The sequence below is a fragment of the Rhodococcus parequi genome (assembly GCF_046042785.1).
GTDB lineage: Bacteria > Actinomycetota > Actinomycetes > Mycobacteriales > Mycobacteriaceae > Prescottella > Prescottella parequi.
Genome location: NZ_JBDLNV010000003.1, coordinates 151,050 through 168,726, shown reverse-complemented (window position 1 = coordinate 168,726; position 17,677 = coordinate 151,050). Strand labels below are relative to the sequence as shown.

14 protein-coding genes, 1 tRNA gene and 1 pseudogene are annotated in these 17,677 nt (G+C 68.9%); 9 read left to right on the top strand and 7 right to left on the bottom strand.

Annotation, left to right across the window (positions count from 1 at the left end; translation table 11 throughout):
- Positions 1-6 precede the first annotated feature (6 nt).
- From efeB to ABEU20_RS09020, 3 genes and pseudogenes are all read left to right on the top strand, one after another.
- Positions 7-1,248, top strand: a complete 1,242-nt coding sequence (gene efeB, locus ABEU20_RS09030; RefSeq protein ID WP_420164562.1) for an iron uptake transporter deferrochelatase/peroxidase subunit — start codon at positions 7-9, stop codon at positions 1,246-1,248.
- A gap of 294 nt (positions 1,249-1,542) precedes the next feature.
- A pseudogene (locus tag ABEU20_RS09025) lies at positions 1,543-2,043 on the top strand (ATP-binding cassette domain-containing protein); the annotation flags it as partial.
- Between the two features lie 48 nt (positions 2,044-2,091).
- On the top strand, positions 2,092-3,150 hold the full coding sequence (locus ABEU20_RS09020) for an ATP-binding cassette domain-containing protein (RefSeq protein ID WP_420164561.1): 1,059 nt from the start codon (positions 2,092-2,094) through the stop codon (positions 3,148-3,150).
- 25 nt (positions 3,151-3,175) lie between these two features.
- Here the strand turns inward: ABEU20_RS09020 and ABEU20_RS09015 are convergent, their stop codons facing one another.
- From ABEU20_RS09015 to ABEU20_RS09005, 3 genes are all read right to left on the bottom strand, one after another.
- Positions 3,176-3,862 carry a MazG family protein gene (locus ABEU20_RS09015; RefSeq protein WP_420164080.1) on the bottom strand — a complete coding sequence of 229 codons (687 nt, stop codon included), beginning with the start codon at positions 3,860-3,862 and terminating at the stop codon, positions 3,176-3,178.
- 5 nt (positions 3,863-3,867) lie between these two features.
- A complete protein-coding gene (mfd, locus tag ABEU20_RS09010) occupies positions 3,868-7,545 on the bottom strand; it encodes a transcription-repair coupling factor (protein WP_420164079.1) in 3,678 nt (1,225 codons plus the stop codon).
- Positions 7,546-7,630: 85 nt separating this feature from the next.
- Positions 7,631-8,221: a TetR/AcrR family transcriptional regulator gene (locus tag ABEU20_RS09005; protein ID WP_420164078.1), complete on the bottom strand. Its 591-nt coding sequence runs from the start codon at positions 8,219-8,221 to the stop codon at positions 7,631-7,633.
- A gap of 220 nt (positions 8,222-8,441) precedes the next feature.
- On the opposite strand from ABEU20_RS09005, the gene ABEU20_RS09000 reads away from it, so the two are divergent.
- The 6 genes from ABEU20_RS09000 (at position 8,442) to ABEU20_RS08975 (ending at position 13,272) form a co-directional block, all read left to right on the top strand.
- Positions 8,442-8,512 (top strand) — tRNA-Gln (locus tag ABEU20_RS09000).
- 265 nt (positions 8,513-8,777) lie between these two features.
- Positions 8,778-10,256 carry a bifunctional UDP-N-acetylglucosamine diphosphorylase/glucosamine-1-phosphate N-acetyltransferase GlmU gene (glmU, locus tag ABEU20_RS08995; protein WP_420164077.1) on the top strand — a complete coding sequence of 493 codons (1,479 nt, stop codon included), beginning with the start codon at positions 8,778-8,780 and terminating at the stop codon, positions 10,254-10,256.
- Complete coding sequence (locus ABEU20_RS08990) at positions 10,253-11,233, top strand: ribose-phosphate diphosphokinase (RefSeq protein WP_005514695.1); 981 nt, start codon at positions 10,253-10,255, stop codon at positions 11,231-11,233. Before glmU ends, ABEU20_RS08990 begins: the two co-directional genes overlap by 4 nt.
- Positions 11,234-11,301: 68 nt before the next feature.
- Positions 11,302-11,937: a DUF2461 domain-containing protein gene (locus ABEU20_RS08985; protein WP_420164076.1), complete on the top strand. Its 636-nt coding sequence runs from the start codon at positions 11,302-11,304 to the stop codon at positions 11,935-11,937.
- Between the two features lie 320 nt (positions 11,938-12,257).
- Positions 12,258-12,770 (top strand): hypothetical protein, encoded by a 513-nt coding sequence (locus ABEU20_RS08980; RefSeq protein ID WP_420164075.1) that lies wholly within the window; start codon positions 12,258-12,260, stop codon positions 12,768-12,770.
- A 13-nt stretch (positions 12,771-12,783) separates the two neighbouring features.
- Positions 12,784-13,272, top strand: a complete 489-nt coding sequence (locus ABEU20_RS08975) for a GNAT family N-acetyltransferase (protein ID WP_420164074.1) — start codon at positions 12,784-12,786, stop codon at positions 13,270-13,272.
- A gap of 31 nt (positions 13,273-13,303) precedes the next feature.
- Here the strand turns inward: ABEU20_RS08975 and egtD are convergent, their stop codons facing one another.
- From egtD to egtA, 4 genes are all read right to left on the bottom strand, one after another.
- On the bottom strand, positions 13,304-14,275 hold the full coding sequence (egtD, locus tag ABEU20_RS08970; RefSeq protein WP_420164073.1) for an L-histidine N(alpha)-methyltransferase: 972 nt from the start codon (positions 14,273-14,275) through the stop codon (positions 13,304-13,306).
- 67 nt (positions 14,276-14,342) lie between these two features.
- Positions 14,343-15,071, bottom strand: coding sequence for an ergothioneine biosynthesis protein EgtC (egtC, locus tag ABEU20_RS08965; RefSeq protein WP_420164072.1), 729 nt, complete (start codon positions 15,069-15,071; stop codon positions 14,343-14,345).
- Entirely contained in the window at positions 15,071-16,363 is a 1,293-nt protein-coding gene (gene egtB, locus ABEU20_RS08960; RefSeq protein WP_420164071.1) for an ergothioneine biosynthesis protein EgtB, read from the bottom strand. Before egtB ends, egtC begins: the two co-directional genes overlap by 1 nt.
- Positions 16,360-17,598: an ergothioneine biosynthesis glutamate--cysteine ligase EgtA gene (egtA, locus tag ABEU20_RS08955; RefSeq protein ID WP_420164070.1), complete on the bottom strand. Its 1,239-nt coding sequence runs from the start codon at positions 17,596-17,598 to the stop codon at positions 16,360-16,362. Before egtA ends, egtB begins: the two co-directional genes overlap by 4 nt.
- Positions 17,599-17,677 lie beyond the last annotated feature (79 nt).

Here is a 17,677-nt window from a genome sequence, read left to right as displayed (position 1 = left end):
CCGGGTCTGTCCCGGCGGCGCCTCTTCGGCGCCGTCGGGGCGGGCGCGGTGCTGGCAGGCGCGGGCGTCGCGGCGGGGCGTCTGACGGCCCCCGAGGCCGCGGCACCGACCTCCGAGGTGGTGCCGTTCCGCGGCACACACCAGGCCGGAATCGTCACGGCCGCACAGGATCGCATGCACTTCGTCGCGTTCGACGTCATCACCGATTCGCGTGACGAACTCGTGGCGATGTTGAAGAAGTGGACAGAGATGGCCGCGCGGATGACCGCCGGCGAGGAGGCCGCCGAGGACGGCGCCATCGGCGCCGGCGAGTACAACCCGCCCAGCGACACCGGCGAGGCACTGGACCTGCACGCGTCGAAGCTGACGCTCACGATCGGGTTCGGACCGTCGCTGTTCGAGACGAACGGCAAGGACCGATTCGGGATCGCCGACAAGAAGCCCGCGGCGCTCGCCGACCTGCCCAAGTTCACCGGCGACGCGCTCGAACCGGCCCGCTCCGGCGGCGACATCGCCATCCAGGCCTGCTCCGACGATCCGCAGGTCGCGGTGCACGCCGTGCGGAACCTGGCCCGCGTCGGCTTCGGTGTGGTCGCGGTGCGATGGTCGCAACTCGGATTCGGCCGCACGTCGTCGACGTCGACGAGTCAGAAGACACCACGAAATCTGTTCGGGTTCAAGGACGGAACGCGCAACATCAAGGCCGAGGATCCCGACGCACTCGCGGAATTCGTGTGGGTGGATCCGCGGGACGACCAGTCGTGGATGGCGGGCGGCTCGTACCTGGTGGCCCGACGCATCCGGATGCTGATCGAGCCGTGGGACCGCACCACCCTGCACGAGCAGGAGCGGGTGTTCGGGCGAACCAAGGGCAGCGGCGCACCACTGGGTCGCAAGGACGAGTTCGACGATCTGCAGTTGGGTGCCAAGGGCGCCGGCGGCAAGCCGGTGATCGACAAGGACGCGCACGTGCGCTTGGCGTCGGCCGAGGAGCTGAACGGTATCCAGATCCTGCGCCGCGGCTACAACTTCACCGACGGCACAGACGGTTTCGGTCATCTCGACGCCGGGCTGTTCTTCATCGCGTACTGCCGCGACCCACAGAAGCAGTTCGTGCCGATGCAACAGAACCTCGCTCGCAACGACGCACTCAACGAGTACATCAAGCACGTCGGTTCCGCGGTGTTCGCGGTGCCGCCGGGAGTCGGCGACGGCGGCTACTGGGGGTCGACGCTCTTCGACGGGTGACCCGGCGCACGGCTGATAGAGTGCCGGCCATGGACATCGAGGTCGACAGAATCTAGCCACCGGACTGCCGGTGGCGTAGCCGTTCCGGCGCGAACCGCGCCTCGGCTGACGACCCATGCCCTTTTCAGGGCTCCCTTCCCGGCACTTCCGGCTCGCGCCGATCACGCTTCCCGTGTGCACAGCGATGTCGACCCCTCGTACGACGCATGCTTGCCCGTCCCGGCGACCCCTCGTGATCGGTCGCTTCCCTCAGCCCCGCTGATCAGCAACCTTTCACGAAAGGGACGGCAACGCATGAGTGCCTCCGCAATCACTTTGAGAGATCTCACCTTCGAATGGCCCGACGGCACCGTCGCGCTCGACCGCGTGAGCGGCACCTTCACCGCCGGGCGCACCGGACTCGTCGGGCGCAACGGCGCGGGCAAGTCCACGCTGCTCCGGCTGGTGGCCGGACTGCTGCAGCCGACGTCCGGCAGGATCGACCGCGTCGGGGAGGTGGGGTACCTACCGCAGACGCTCACCACGAGCAGGGACTCGACCGTCGCCGAACTCCTCGGCATCGACGGCGTCATTGCAGCGCTCCGCGCCATCGAGTCCGGTGACGCCGCCGAACGCCACTTCGACACGGTCGGCGACGACTGGGACATCGAGGCGCGCGCCGACGAGGCACTGCATGAGATCGGTTTCACCGCAGCAGATCTCGACCGTAGGGTGGCCACGCTCTCGGGCGGCGAAGCCATGCTCGTCGCCATCACCGGTCTGCGCGTCCGACGCACTCCCATCACCCTGCTCGACGAGCCGACGAACAACCTCGACCGGCCCACGCGTGCGCGCCTGGCGGAGATGGTCGACAACTGGACCGGCACGCTCGTGGTGGTCAGTCACGATCTGGAACTGCTCGAGCACATGGATCACACCGCCGAGTTGTACGACGGCCGGATCGAGGTGTTCGGCGGCCCGTACAGCGCTTGGAAGGAGCACCTCGAACAGGAACAGGCCGCGGCCGCGCAGGCCGCGCGCGCAGCCGAGCAGGCGCTCAAGGTGGAGAAGCGGCAGAGGATCGAGGCCGAGACGAAACTCGCCCGCCGCGAACGGACGGCGAAGAAGACCCAGAAGGACGGCGGGATCCCCAAGATCCTGGCCGGCAATCGGGCGAGCAAGGCACAGGCCTCGGCAGGGTCGATGCGCTCGACGCTCGACGACAAGGTCGCACATGCCCAGGCCGCGGTCGATTCCGCGTCCCGCCGGGTGCGCGAAGACGAGCACATCCATCTCGTGCTTCCGGACCCCGACGTGCCACGGAGTCGACGCATCGCCGAGTTCCGGGACGGTGAGCGCACCATCGTGGTGCAGGGCCCGGAACGGATCGCGCTCGTCGGCCCCAACGGCGCCGGCAAGTCGACGCTCCTCGAACACCTCGTCGAGGGAACCGAGGGCGACTCGGATCGAGTGCGCGGGGCGTTGCTCACCGAGCGGGTCGGCTACCTTCCGCAGCGACTCGACAACCTCGACGAATCCAAGAGTGCGCTCGAGAACGTGCAGGATGTCGCGACCGGAACGTCGGCCGGCACGATCCGGAACCAGCTCGCCCGACTCCTGATCCGCGGCAGCGCTCCCGACCGCCCGGTCGCGACGCTGTCCGGCGGCGAACGCTTCCGCGTCTCCCTCGCCAAACTACTGCTGGCGGATCCGCCCGCACAGTTGTTGATCCTCGACGAGCCGACGAACAACCTCGACATCACCAGTGTGGAGCAACTGGCCGAGTCGCTCGACGCCTACCGCGGCGCGATGCTGATCGTCAGCCACGACTACGAGTTCCTCCGCAAGGTCGGCATCGACGTCACCATCGAACTCGACGAGCACGGACGGCTCTCGCAGCGCCGCGACGAGTCCTGGCGCTGACCCGGGCACGCGACGCCCGGTGGGGCTACCGAACCCAGTAGCTCCGCCAGGCATCGCCGTCGAGTCCGCCCCACGGGACACCGTCCGCGTGCGCGGCGGTCTCGGCGGCCCGGATCCGAGCGACGAACCGCAGTGCGGCCTTGCGTAGTTCGTCCTCGGCGCTGGCCGGTCCGCCGAGCCGCACGACCCGCAGCTCGTCGGGCACCAGCTCGTCCGGTAGTCCCGCCTTGCGGGCCCGCGAGATCACTTTCTCGGCGAGCGCCAGGGCGGGCTGTTGCAGCGCGATGCCGTCGATGCAGGATTCGCGCGCCTTCTCGGCCGCCTTCCGCACCTCCCACGCGCGTTCCTGTTCGGCGATGTCCACCGGGCCCACGATGCCGTCCGCCAGGTGCGGACTGCGGTGGGCCAGCTTGGTCACGAGGGTGGCGGCCACGTCGTCGACCGTGAACTCACCGGCGGCCTCCGCGATCCGGGAGTGGAACAGTACCTGCAGCAACAGGTCTCCGAGTTCCTCCCGAATCGCGACGGGATCGCCCGACTGGATCGCGTCGAGCAGTTCGTACGTCTCCTCGAGCAGGTAGGGGCGCAGCGAGTCGTGCGTCTGCGTCACCTCCCAGCCGCCGAAGCCCCACAGCTTGTCCATCACCTCCACGGCCTCGACGACGGCGTCGCCCGCGCGCCAATCGTCCTGGCGCTCATCGCCGGCACTCATCCGCGTCAGACCCCGGCCTGCACACCCGTGGGGGTGCGCACGTCGACCGAGTCCGCCGCCTTGCCGTCCATCGCGAGGAGGAAGTTCGCGATGTACTGCAGCAGTTCCACGTCGCGCACCCGGTCGGCACCGACGCCACCCGAACCGGCGCGCGGCAGGGGCATCTGCACCATTCCGGTGGTCGCCCGGTACTGCGCGCTCGGGTACATCCGCTTGAGCCGCAACTGCTTCGAGTCCGGCAGCTGCATCGGCGAGATCTTGAGCTGCGTGCCGGTGACGGCCACCTCCTCGATGCCGTACTCGCGGCACAGCAGACGGAGCTTGGCGACCGACACCAGTCGGCCCACCTCCTCCGGGAGCGGGCCGTACCGGTCGACGAGTTCCTCGACGACCGCAGCGATCGCCTCGGTGTCGGCCGCGGCGGCCAGCTTGCGGTAGCCCTCGAGCCGTAGCCGGTCGCTCGTGACGTAGTCGGGCGGGATGTGCGCGTCGACCGGCAGATCGATCCGCACCTCCTTGGTCTCCGGCTCCGTCGTCACTGGCCGGCCGTCGGCGACCGCGCGGTACGCCTCGACCGCCTCACCGACGAGACGCACGTACAGGTCGAAGCCGACCCCCGCGACGTGGCCGGACTGCTCGGCGCCCAACACGTTTCCGGCGCCGCGGATCTCGAGGTCCTTCATCGCGACGGCCATACCGGCGCCGAGATCAGAGTTCTGCGAGATCGTGGCGAGCCGGTCGTACGCGGTCTCGGTCAGCGGCTTCTCCGGCGGGTACAGGAAGTACGCGTACCCACGCTCGCGGCTGCGGCCGACGCGTCCGCGGAGCTGATGCAGCTGCGACAGGCCCAGCGAGTCGGCACGTTCGACGATGAGGGTGTTGGCGTTCGAGATGTCCAGGCCGGTCTCGATGATGGTGGTACAGACCAGGACGTCGAACTCCCGCTGCCAGAAGCCCTGCACGGTCTTCTCGAGGGTGTCCTCGTTCATCTGGCCGTGCGCGACGACGACCCGCGCCTCGGGGACCAGCTCCCGAATACGTTTGGCGGCCTTGTCGATCGAGCTGACCCGGTTGTGGACGTAGAACACCTGGCCGTCGCGCAGCAGTTCGCGGCGGATCGCCGCCGCCACCTGCTTGTCCGCGTACCCGCCCACGTAGGTGAGGATCGGGTGCCGCTCCTCGGGCGGGGTGAGAATGGTCGACATCTCGCGGATGCCGGCCATGCTCATCTCGAGCGTGCGCGGAATCGGGGTGGCCGACATGGTGAGGACGTCGACGTGCGTGCGCAGCGCCTTGATGTGTTCCTTGTGCTCGACTCCGAACCGCTGTTCCTCGTCGACGATCACCAGGCCGAGATCCTTCCAGCGGACACCGGTCTGCAGCAGGCGGTGGGTGCCGACCACGACGTCGATCTCGCCGTCGGCCAGCTGCGCGATGATCTCCTTGGACTCGGCGGCATCGGTGAAGCGGGACAGTCCCCGCACCTTCACCGGGAAGTTCGCCATCCGCTCGGAGAACGTCTGCAGGTGCTGCTGCGCGAGCAGCGTCGTCGGCACCAGTACCGCGACCTGCTTGCCGTCCTGCACGGCCTTGAAGGCAGCGCGGACCGCCACCTCGGTCTTGCCGTAGCCGACGTCGCCGATCACGACGCGGTCCATCGGGACCGCCTTCTCCATGTCGGCCTTCACCTCGTCGATGACGGTCAACTGGTCGTGAGTCTCGGTGAACGCGAACGCGTCCTCCATCTCCTTCTGCCACGGCGTGTCCGGGCCGAACGCGTGACCGGGTGCCGCCTGCCGAGCCGCGTAGAGCTGCACCAGCTCGCCGGCGATCTCCCGGACTGCCTTGCGCGCCTTGCGTTTCGTGTTCTGCCAGTCCGAGCCGCCCAGCTTGGACAACGCGGGCATCTCGCCGCCGACGTACCGCGAGAGTTGATCGAGCGACTCCATCGGCACGAACAGCCGGTCCCCCGGGTGCCCACGCTTGCTGGCCGCGTACTCGATGACCAGGTACTCGCGACGGGCTCCGCCGATGGTGCGCTCGACCATCTCCACGAAGCGGCCGATGCCGTGCTGGTCGTGCACCACCATGTCGCCGGCGGTGAGCGCGAGCGGGTCGACCTGGTTGCGGCGCTTGGCCGGCATCTTCTTACCGTCGCCGGCGGCGGCGACCCGGTTTCCGGTGAGGTCGGACTCGGTGACGATCACCAGTCCCGGCACCCCGGCCGCGTCGTCGCCCGGCAGGACGAGGCCCTCGTGCAGGGATCCGCACAGGACCTGGACGAGACCGCGGGCCGGTTCGGCACCCGGCGCGAGTTCGCCGGCCGGGACGTCGGCCTCCTTGAGTCGCTCGAGCACGCGGTGCGCAGTGCCGGATCCGGCGACGACGACCACGGCCCGTCCGCCGGTCGTCACGTGTGCCCGCAGATTCGCGAACAGCATCGAGAGAATCTCTTCGGAGCCGCGCACCTCGGGCGCCGACTGCACCGGCAGCACCAGTTCGTCGTCGCTGCCCGACGCCAGCGGGCTGATCGTCCACCACGGACGGCCCTGCACCTCGGCGTTCTCCCGCACCTGACGCAGCGACCGGTACGCGGACGCCCCGAGGTCGATCCCGCCGCCGAGGACCGACGTGTCGATGGGGGCCGCGCCGCCGATCGACGCTGCCGTCCACGACGCCTCGAGGAACTCCTGCCCGGTGCGCACGAGGTCGGTGGCCCGGGTGCGGATCTTCTCCGGATCGCACAGCAGCACGTGGGTCTCGCGCGGGAGCACTTCGGTCAGCAGTTGCAGTTCGCCCGGCTGCAGCAGCGGCAGCAGCGCTTCCATGCCCTCGACCGGGATGCCGGCCGAGAGCTTGTCGAGCATCTCGACGAGAGCCGCGTCGGCGGGGTTCTCGGTGGCGAGTTGGGCCGCCCGATCGCGCACCGCCTCGGTGAGCAGCAGTTCGCGGCACGGGGGCGCGACGACGGTCGCGAGCTCGAGCTCCGGCAGCGACCGCTGGTCCGCGACCGAGAATGCGCGCAGTTCGGTGACCTCGTCACCCCAGAACTCGACGCGGACGGGATGGTCGGAGGTGGGCGGGAAGACGTCGAGGATGCCACCGCGCACCGCGAACTCGCCACGCTTGCCGACCATGTCGACGCGGGTGTACGCGAGTTCCGCGAGCCGAGCGACGAGTGCGCCGAAGTCGTGTTCCGACCCCATCGCCAGCACGACCGGTTCGAGCTCCCCGAGCCCGGGCGCCATCGGCTGCACGAGGGAACGCACTGTCGTGACGATCACCTGCAGCGGCGGCCCGTAGACGGCGTCGTCGGGACGGGCGAGGCGCCGCAGCACCTGCAGCCGGCGTCCGACCGTGTCGGCGCTCGGCGAGAGCCGCTCGTGCGGCAGCGTCTCCCACGACGGGAACTGTGCGACACCGTCGCCGATGATCTCCCTCAGTTCGGCGGTGAGGTCGTCGGCCTCGCGCCCGGTCGCGGTGACCAGGAGCAGCTGGGTGCGGCCCGCGAGCGCCGCGGCGACGAACGGGCGCGCGGCACCGGGCGCGACGATGTCGACACCGGTCCGACCGACACTGTCGAGGACCCGACCGATCGCATCGTCCGCGAGGGCCGTCGATACGAGACCGGCGAGCGGAGTGGCTGCGGCGTCAGGGGCCGAGGAGTGATCTGAAGGGGACACGGAAGACAACGACGGCGCTCCTGATGTCGTGAAATGCAGACCGTTCGATTCTAGGCGCGCCGACCGACAAGGCGTCCCGGCACGGTCACTGACCGAGCTGCGGGTCCGCCTCGAGATTGGTCAGCCCGTTCCAGCACAGGTTCACCAGGTGCGCGGCGACGACTTCCTTGGACGGGGTGCGATCGTCGAGCCACCATGTAGCGGTGGTCGCGACCATGCCGACGAGGGCCTGCGCGTACAGCGGCGCGAGTTCGGGATCGAAACCGCGGCGAGCGAAGTCGCCGGCGAGGATGTGCCCGACCTGCCGGACGGCCTCGTTGAGCAGGCTCGAGTAGGTGCCCTCGGGCGCCGCGACGGGTGAGTCCCGAACCAGGATCCGGAAGCCGTCGGTCCGCTCCTCCACGTAGGTGAGCAGCGCCAGCGCGACCCGTTCGACCCGGATACGGGAGCGGTTCTGGGTGAGCGACGACGTGATCATCTCGAGCAGCTTCGACATCTCACGATCGACGACGACGGCGTACAAGCCCTCCTTGCCGCCGAAGTGCTCGTAGACGACGGGCTTGGACACCTGTGCGCGCGCCGCGATCTCCTCGATCGAGGCGGCCTCGTAGCCGCGTTCGGCGAACAGCGTGCGGCCGATCTCGATCAACTGCTCGCGGCGCTGGGTACCCGTCATGCGCGTCCGGGGCACACGCTCGGTGGTCTGGGTTTCCCGCGATGGTCGCGACACTGGAGGTCACCGTCCTTTCCGACACGCCGCGTCGAACGCTTCGGCGCTGGTAGAGGCCACCCTATAGCCCGGTTCAGGGGTAATTCCTCCGGCGGTTCGACGCACGGCGCGTCGGCATGCGAGGATCGTTCCCGCGCATCCGGGCATCGGCCCGGGCGCGCGGTAATCCGCCGTAGTGTAATGGCAGCACCTCTGATTTTGGTTCAGATAGTTCAGGTTCGAGTCCTGGCGGCGGAGCCCTTCGGACGCGGTTCACCCCTCACCCGAGAGCTGTGATCCTTCACACAACTTGCAGACCGGTCGGTTCGAAGTTGTTACTCCCCCGTTAACTTTCGCGCCAGCTCGCGGGCGCCGAAACGGTTCGGCGGACACCTGCGCCGACGGGCGGCTAATCTCGGGCACGTTGCCTTCGCGGGTGCGACTCGCGATATTCTCTTTCGGAACGTGCGCGACCGTCGGGCCGCGTGAGCGGCTAAGCGTAGATCGACTTCGAGGGAGCTTCATGCCACCGCAGACCGCCGTCATCGTCCTTGCTGCCGGCGCCGGGACGCGAATGCGGTCGAAGACCCCCAAGGTGTTGCACACCCTGGCCGGGCGCTCGATGCTCTCCCACTCGCTGCATGCCGCGTCCGGCATCGAACCCACCGAACTGGTCACCGTGATCGGCCACGATCGCGACGCCGTGGGCGGCGCCGTGGACGAGGTGGCCAAGGATCTGGGGCGCGCGGTCGCCACCGCCGTCCAACACGAGCAGAACGGCACCGGCCACGCCGTCGGCTGCGGCCTGACCGCACTGCCCGACGATTTCGACGGCACGGTGCTCGTCACCGCCGCCGACGTCCCCCTCCTCGACAGCGCGACGCTGCACGCCCTGATCGCGACGCACACCGCCGCCCCCGCCGCCGCGGTGACCGTGCTCACTTCCACGGCAGCGGATCCCACCGGCTACGGCCGGATCCTGCGGACCACCGACGGCGAGGTCGCCGCGATCGTCGAGCAGGCCGACGCCACCGAGGCGCAGCGCGCGATCACCGAGGTCAACTCCGGCGTCTACGCGTTCGACGCCGCCACGCTGCGGTCCGCGTTGTCGTCGCTGAGCGCCGACAACGCGCAGGGCGAGCTGTACCTCACCGACGTGATCGCCATCGCCCGGGCGGCCGGGAAAACCGTTCGTGCCCAGCACATCGACGACGACCTGCTCGTCGCCGGTGCCAACGACCGCGTTCAACTGGCCACTCTCGCAGCCGAACTCAACCGCCGCGTCCTCGAGCGCCACATGCGGGCCGGGGTCACCGTCGAGGACCCGTCCAGTACGTGGATCGACGTCGACGTGACGATGGAGCGCGACGTGACGCTGCGCCCCGGCGTGCAATTGCGTGGATCGACCCACATCGGCGAGGACGCGGTCGTCGGACCCGACACCACCCTCACCGACGTCACCGTCGGCGCGGGCGCATCGGTCATCCGCACGCACGGCGAGTCCGCCGAGATCGGTCCCGACGCCACCGTCGGCCCGTTCACGTACCTGCGGCCAGGCACGGTTCTCGGCGAGTCCGGCAAGCTCGGCGCGTTCGTGGAGACGAAGAACGCCGACATCGGGGCGCACTCGAAGGTCCCCCACCTGACGTACGTCGGCGACGCGACCATCGGCGAGCACAGCAACATCGGAGCATCCAGTGTGTTCGTCAACTACGACGGAGTGAGCAAGAGTCGGACCGTCGTCGGTTCGCATGTTCGCACCGGATCCGACACCATGTTCGTCGCCCCGGTCCGTGTCGGGGACGGTGCGTACACGGGTGCAGGCACCGTCCTGCGCAACGACGTTCCGCCGGGGGCGCTCGCCGTCTCGGGTGGGAAGCAACGAAACATCGAGGGCTGGGTCGCGCGTAACAGACCCGGTACTCCCGCTGCCGACGCAGCGGCTCGATCAGCCCAGCAAGATACCGATCCGCTAGAACCGAAGGATGGCGAAGACCAGTGAGCGCGATATCCAGCGACGTGCAGAAGAACTTGATGCTCTTCTCGGGCCGCGCACACCCCGAGTTGGCCGAGCAGGTGGCCAAGGAACTGGACATCAAGGTCACGCCGCAGACGGCTCGTGACTTCGCGAACGGCGAGATCTTCGTCCGCTTCGAGGAGTCCGTCCGTGGATCGGACGCGTTCGTGCTCCAGAGCCACCCTGCTCCGCTGAACCAGTGGATCATGGAGCAGCTGATCATGATCGACGCACTCAAGCGTGGATCGGCCAAGCGCATCACGGCCGTGCTGCCCTTCTACCCGTACGCCCGCCAGGACAAGAAGCACCGTGGCCGCGAGCCCATCTCGGCCCGCCTGATCGCCGATCTGCTCAAGACGGCCGGTGCCGACCGCATCATCACCGTCGACCTGCACACGGATCAGATCCAGGGCTTCTTCGACGGCCCGGTCGACCACATGCACGCCCTCGGTCAGCTCGCGCAGTACGTCCGTGAGAACTACGGCACCGAGAACATCTGCGTCGTCTCCCCCGACGCCGGTCGCGTCAAGGTCGCCGAGAAGTGGGCCGACGCCCTCGACGGCGCTCCCCTCGCGTTCGTCCACAAGACCCGTGACCCGCTGGTCCCGAACCAGGTCAAGTCCAATCGCGTCGTCGGCGACGTGAGCGGCCGCACCTGTGTGCTGATCGACGACATGATCGACACCGGCGGCACGATCGCCGGTGCCGTCGAGGTCCTCAAGAATGCCGGCGCCGGCGATGTCATCATCGCGACCACGCACGGTGTGTTCTCGGATCCGGCCGCCGAGCGCCTCGCGAACTGCGGCGCCAAGGAGGTCATCGCGACCAACACGCTGCCGATCCCGGAGGAGAAGCGCTTCCCGACGCTGACGGTGCTGTCGATCGCGCCGCTGTTGGCGCGCACCATCCAGGAGGTCTTCGAGAACGGCTCGGTGACCTCGCTGTTCAACGGCATCGCCTAGACGCCCGCGTCTGCGCCCGTTCCTGGTTCGCTCCTCGCGGACCGGGCACGGGCGTAGTCTTTCCAAGTGTGTTCACCGGATTCCCGACGACCGCACTGGACTTCTACGAGGACCTCGAGGCCGACAACAGCAAGGCGTGGTGGGCGTCCCACAAGTCCGTCTACGACACGGACGTTCGCGCCCCCATGGTCGACCTGCTGACCGCACTGGAACCCGAATTCGGGCCGGGCAAGGCCTTCCGGCCCTATCGCGACGTCCGCTTCTCGAAGGACAAGTCCCCCTACAAGACCCATCAGGGTGGGTTCGTCGAGTCGTGTCCCGGCGTCGGCTTCTACGTGCAGATCGATGCCTCCGGCCTGTTCGTCGCCGGTGGGCACTACTCCCATACCCCCGAGCAACTCGCGCGCTACCGCGAGGCCGTGGACGACGAGCGTCGCGGACGAGCGCTGGAGCGGACGGTTCGCACGATCGAGAAGGCCGGATTCGAGATCGGTGGCGACCGTCTGGCCACGCGCCCGCGCGGCGTCTCCGCCGACCATGCGCGCATCGAACTGATGCGGCACCGGTCGCTCACCGCCGGATTGAACTACGGCTGCCCGGACTGGCTCGGCACGCCCGCGGTAGTAGACGAGATCCGCTCCGCGTGGCGTTCGATGCGTCCTCTCGTCGAGTGGTTCACCGACACCTTCGGTGCTCGCGGCTGACGTACTCGGCAGTTGACGCAGGAGCGGAGAACTCGTGTGCCACAAGACTTTGCCGACGTCGAGGGTGCCCGGACATGAGTTTGGTCACGCGCGCCGAGAAAATTGGACCTCGGTGTAGCCGGGCGCGAACGGGTGCCCTATTCTGGCTCGTCGTGATCGACGCGCAGACCCTGCAAAACCCCGCCGCCGCCTCTGTTGTTCCGAACCCGCAGCCGGTTCGCCGTTGGACTCCCGGGTCGTGCGTGTGGTGCGGAAGCGATGATGCGATCGAGGAGTTCCGCAACGAGCCCCGCTGCGGTGTGTGCCGTGAGCACGAGACCGTGATCGACGAAGCCCGCAAGTTCATGGGCATGTACGGCCTGCGCCCGATCGGCGGCACGCTCCAGTCCGACGACGAGGAAGAGCGCGAGTGGCGCGTCGGCGCCCGCGACGCCCGCGCCGCCCTCAACCAGATTCGTCTGCCCGAGCCCCCGGACCCGGCCCTCGTCCGCAAGTCGATGCGCCCCAAGGCTGCTCGCATCGTGAAGGCTTTCGAGGCGGAATCCGCCCCGGCCCGCAAGGCACCCGCTGCGCGCCCGCGCACCACGTCGGGGCCGGCACCGACCCCCACCGCCGCGGTGGCCCCCGCGAAGAAGCTCGACGTCGCCGCCCTCGAGGAGCGCGTCACCGGTCTGCTCGATCAGCTGACCAAGGTCGACTCGCAGATCGCCCTGGCCGAGGCCGGCCAGGGTCTCGCAGCCCGCGCGCGACTCAACGATCTCAACGGGCAGAAGGCCACCATCCTGCGCACGCTGGCGGCGCTGGAGAAGGCTCGCCGCAGCGCCGGGGCGTAAGGGCTTCCTCGACATGCTGATCCGCGACGCCACCCCGAGCGATCTGCCCGGGATCCTCGAGATCCACAACGAGGCGATCGCCAACTCGACGGCCATCTGGGACGAGACACTCGCCGATCTGGACGAGCGTCGCCGGTGGCTCGACGGCCGTCGAGCCGCCGGGTTCCCGGTGCTCGTCGCCGACGTCGACGGCGCGGTCGCGGGGTACGCGTCGTACGGGGTGTGGCGGGCCAAGAGCGGCTATCGGACCACCGTCGAGAACTCCGTGTACGTGCACGTCGATCACCATCGGCGGGGCATCGCGACCGCGCTCATGGCCGAGTTGATCGAACGGGCCCGCGCGGGCGGGATCCACGTGATCGTCGCGAGCGTCGAATCGACCAATGCGACGTCGATCGCCCTGCACGAGCGGTTCGGGTTCCGGGTCGTCGCCCGGATGCCCGAGGTGGGACGCAAGTTCGGCCGCTGGCTGGACATGACGTACCTGCAGCTGATCCTCTAGGCCGGGTCGATCCTCCGGGAGACAGGGCCGGTCAGCGGCGCCGCGCGCACACGAGGGCGAAACGCTGGTCGTCGTCCGTCCACGTCTGGACGTCCTCGAACCCTGCTGCGGCCAGTTCCGCGCTGATCCCGCTCATCCGGAACTTCGCCGAGATCTCGGTCCGCATCTGCTCGCCGGCCGCGAACCGGACCGTCAACCCGAGGTCCGCCACGCGCACGGTCATGTCGGCGGTCGCCTCGAGCCGCATCTCGATCCACTCGTCGACGGGATCCCACACGGCGACGTGACGGAAGCCGTCCAGATCGAAATCGGCACCCAACTGTTTGTTCAACACCGACAACACGTTGAGGTCGAACTGCGCAGTGACCCCGGCCGCGTCGTCGTACGCCGGGATCAGGACCCGCGGATCGGTCACCAGCGCGACACCGAGCAACAAGTGTTCCCCGGACCCGAGTACCGCGGCGATCTCCGCGAGGAACTCCCGCCGCTCGTCGGGGACGAGGTTGCCGAGGGTGCCGCCGAGGAAGGCGATCATCCGACTGCCGCCGCCGGGTAGGTGCCGCAGCGATTCCGTGAAGTCCCCCACCACCCCGTGGACGTCGATCTCCGGGAACTCCACCGAGATCCGCCGGGTCGCGTCGCGCAGCGCGCTCTCCGACACGTCCTGCGGCACGTACTTCTCCAGCGTCCCCCGCGCGCCCAGCTCGTGCAGCAGCAGGCGCGACTTCTCCGACGAACCCGAGCCGAGCTCGACGAGGATCTGCGGCATCGCGACAGCAGCGATGTCGCGCGCGTGCTCCTCCAGCAGTGCCCGCTCGGTACGAGTCGGGTAGTACTCCGGAAGCTGTGTGATGCGTTCGAACAGCTCGCTACCGCGCGCGTCGTAGAACCACTTCGGTGGCAGCCACTTGGGCGTCGCGGTGAGCCCACGTTCGGCGTCCGCCCGCAGTGCTGCGTTCAACTGCTCCGGCGTGATGTGGACTTCCAGGGTCGGTGCTCGCATACCTCTCCCATCTCCGTGGTCGATCTCGAGTCGAGTTCTCAGGGGTGCTCACAGTTCTCAGGGGCACTCACAGGGGCGTGACGATCAGGTGCCCCGGCCGCGCGGTGACGATGTGCCCGTCCGGGATCTCCTTCCAGAGGTGGTTGTGGTCGAAGGGTTCGGAACTGAGCACGGCCCGGTCGTCGTCCACCAGGGCCGACAACGAGTGGTCCCACGTGGTCGCCCACAGTTGGTTCCCGTCACCGAGCAGCATGTTCAACCGCGACCCGGGCGCCGCCTCCGCGACCGCGGCCGTCACCTGCATCAGCGCCACCTCCGGACTGTTGTCGCGCAGCGCGTGCCGGACCAGCAACCAGAGCAGCGCCGAGTCGGTGGGGGCCTCGAGACCCAGCAGGTCGAGCATCGGCAGGCCCGCCGCGACGTCGGTCATCGACTCGGGCCACTGCTCGATCCGTCCGTTGTGGCTGAAGGCCCAGTGCCCCGAGACGAACGGCGCACACGCACTGCGTTCGACGGGCATGCCGACGGTCGCGGAACGGACGGCGGCCATCACCGCATGCGAACGGACCTTCGAGAGCATCTCGGAGAGAGCGGGATCCGACCAGATCGGCATCGCGCACCGATAGCGGGACAGTGTCGACCCCCACCACGCGGCGCCGTAGCCGTCGGCGTTGATGGTGCCACCGCCCCGCATGTCCCGCGGCGACCACGACTGCCGCAGCAACGAGAACTCTCCCGCCGCGATCACCTCGCGCACCGACCGGGTGGGCCCGAGGTAGCCCAGATGCCGGCACATCACACGTCCCTGGCACAGCGGAAGCCCGCGAAGATCTGCCGGCGGATGGGGTGATCCCAATTGCGGAACGTCCCGCGGCAGGCCACCGGATCGGTGCCGAACGAACCGCCGCGCAGTACGCGATAGTCGCCACCGAAGAACGCCTCCGAGTACTCGCGGTACGGGAACGCTGCGAATCCCGGGTACCCGGTGAACCGCGACGACGTCCACTCCCAGACGTCCCCGATCAGCTGACGCACCCCCAGCGGAGACCGGCCGTCCGGGTACGACCCCACCGCTGCCGGCGCGAGATGGCGTTGCCCCAGATTCGCCCGGGTGCGGTCGGGTTCCTCGTCGCCCCAGGGAAAACGGCGTGACCGCCCACTCGCGGGATGCCAGCGTGCCGCCTTCTCCCACTCGGTCTCGGTGGGTAACCGCTTGCCCGCCCACCGGGCATAGGCCTCCGCCTCGAACCAGCACACGTGCATGACGGGTTCGTCGAGCGGGACCGGCTCGAGTACCCCGAACCGGTGCCGCCACCACCGACCGCTGCCGTCACCGGTCCAGAACTGTGGCGCCTCGAGATCCGATTCGCGACGGTGCAGCCAACCCCGCTCACTCCACAACTCACGCCGCCGGTATCCCCCGTCGTCGATGAACTCCGCGTAGTCCGCGTTGCTCACCGGCACCGTGTCGATCGCGAACTCCGGGACGTACACCCGGTGCGCGGGCCGCTCGTTGTCCAGCGCCCACGGATCGTCCGACGTGCCCATCGTGAATTCGCCTGCCGGGATCACGGTCTCGCGATCGGTGACGGGAACGGCCGTCCTCGGGACGTCCGGCGCGGTCAGCAACGCCTGCCCCTTCCGCAGCTGATGGGTGGCGAGCATCGTCTCGTCGTGCTGCTGCTCGTGCTGCGCGATCATCGCGAAGGCGAACCCGTCGTGCTCGAGCTTTCGTCCACGGAAGCGGCTCGCGTCCAACACGTCCCACATCTTGTCGCGCACCTGACCGACGTACTTGCGGGCCTCGTCCGGACCGAGCAGCGGCAGCGCCGGACGGGTGGATCGAGCATGTTTGAAGGCGTCGTACAGATCGTCGATGTCGTGGCGGACCGGGTCGCGCCCCCCGACGTCGCGGATCAACCAGAGTTCCTCCTGGTTACCGATGTGCGCGAGATCCCACACGAGCGGACTCATCAGTGGCGAATGCTGAGCGACGAGGTCCGCGTCGTCGACGCAGTCCGTGAGCGCATGGCTGCGGTGCCGGGCCCTCAGCAACGCGGATTCCAACTGTTCCCGAAGACCGGTCACAACCTCTCCCCCACAGGATTCTCGCCGCGCCGACAGCGCGCCGATGCCGCCCCCAGTCCTGCGGCCAGCCCGCGATCCGCCGCGAAGTCGGCCGCAAGTTCCAGCAATTCGGCTGCCGCACGACGCAACTCGCCGTCCGCGAGGCCCTGCCGGGCCGCATCGATCCACCGTTCCCGCGTGTCCGCGGCGACCGCGGTGGCCGCGTCCACCGCCTCGCCCGTCGCCAGGAGGGCTTCGAGCGCGGCGATCGGGCTGCGCCACTGATCGTCCGGTTGGGTGTCGAAGTACCGCACCTCGAGGTGGCCGACCGCCCGCACCGCGGGGAACACCGTCGTCAGGTGGTAGTCCAGATCGTCGGGCGTCGGGCGCCGGCCGATCTCGTCGTCGAGCGCGCCGTCGACCCAGTCCGCGAAGGTCGCGCCGGGCGGAGCCGTCCAGCACGGCCCGTCACGGCGCACACACAGCAGCGGGACGTCGAGTACCCAGCGCGCGTAATCGGCGATCGGATCGGCCGACGACGCCGCCGATTCGGGTGGGCCGATCGTGCGTGACCGATCGAGTTCGAACCAGGTCCGCATCCGCTGCGACGCCCAGTCCCCCGGCGGAATTCCCCGTAGCCGCGGTGAGCACGCGAACGCGGCGATCAGGGCCGGCCCGGCGGCCTGCAGCAGGTTCCAGCGACGGGCGACGTCGGCGACATCCGCACCGGCGTCGACGCTCACCTGTACGGCGGCGGTGTTGCACATCATGAGCTTGCCGAACGGACCGATCTCCTCGAAGCGCTCCTCCATCGCGCGGTACCGCGGCATCTGGAGCAGGCGCCGCGCGGTGCGCCGGGAATCGGCCGCATGCGCGTGCGCGGTGATGGAACGGGTGGCGAGCAGCGCGCGCAGGGTGCGTTCGTCGGAAGCGAGCGCCTCGCACAGCCGGACGGCACTGTCGTGGGGCGCGCTGGAGAGTTCGATCTGACCGCCGGGTTCGACGGTGACGAGACTGCCCGAAGGAAGCGGGCGGGCAGGAGATCCGGGGTCGAGAGACTTCGGGGCGTGAGGCCCGAGAGCTGCGGCGATGGAGGTGAGGTCGGGTCGGTCGGACGGGGATCTGTCGTGGTGGGTGAGCCATTCCAGTTCGGCACCGATCAGCCTCGGCGGACCCAGCTTGAAGCAGACTCCGCCGACGTAGGACTCGGCCGCTGGGCGCGAGGTGAAACCGGTGGACTCGACTGCGACAACCATGCCATCCTCCCCTCGGGAGCGGTCGAACGTCCTTCTCGAGGGTAGAGCCGACTCCCTGTCGTGGCTACCGATCGGGAGG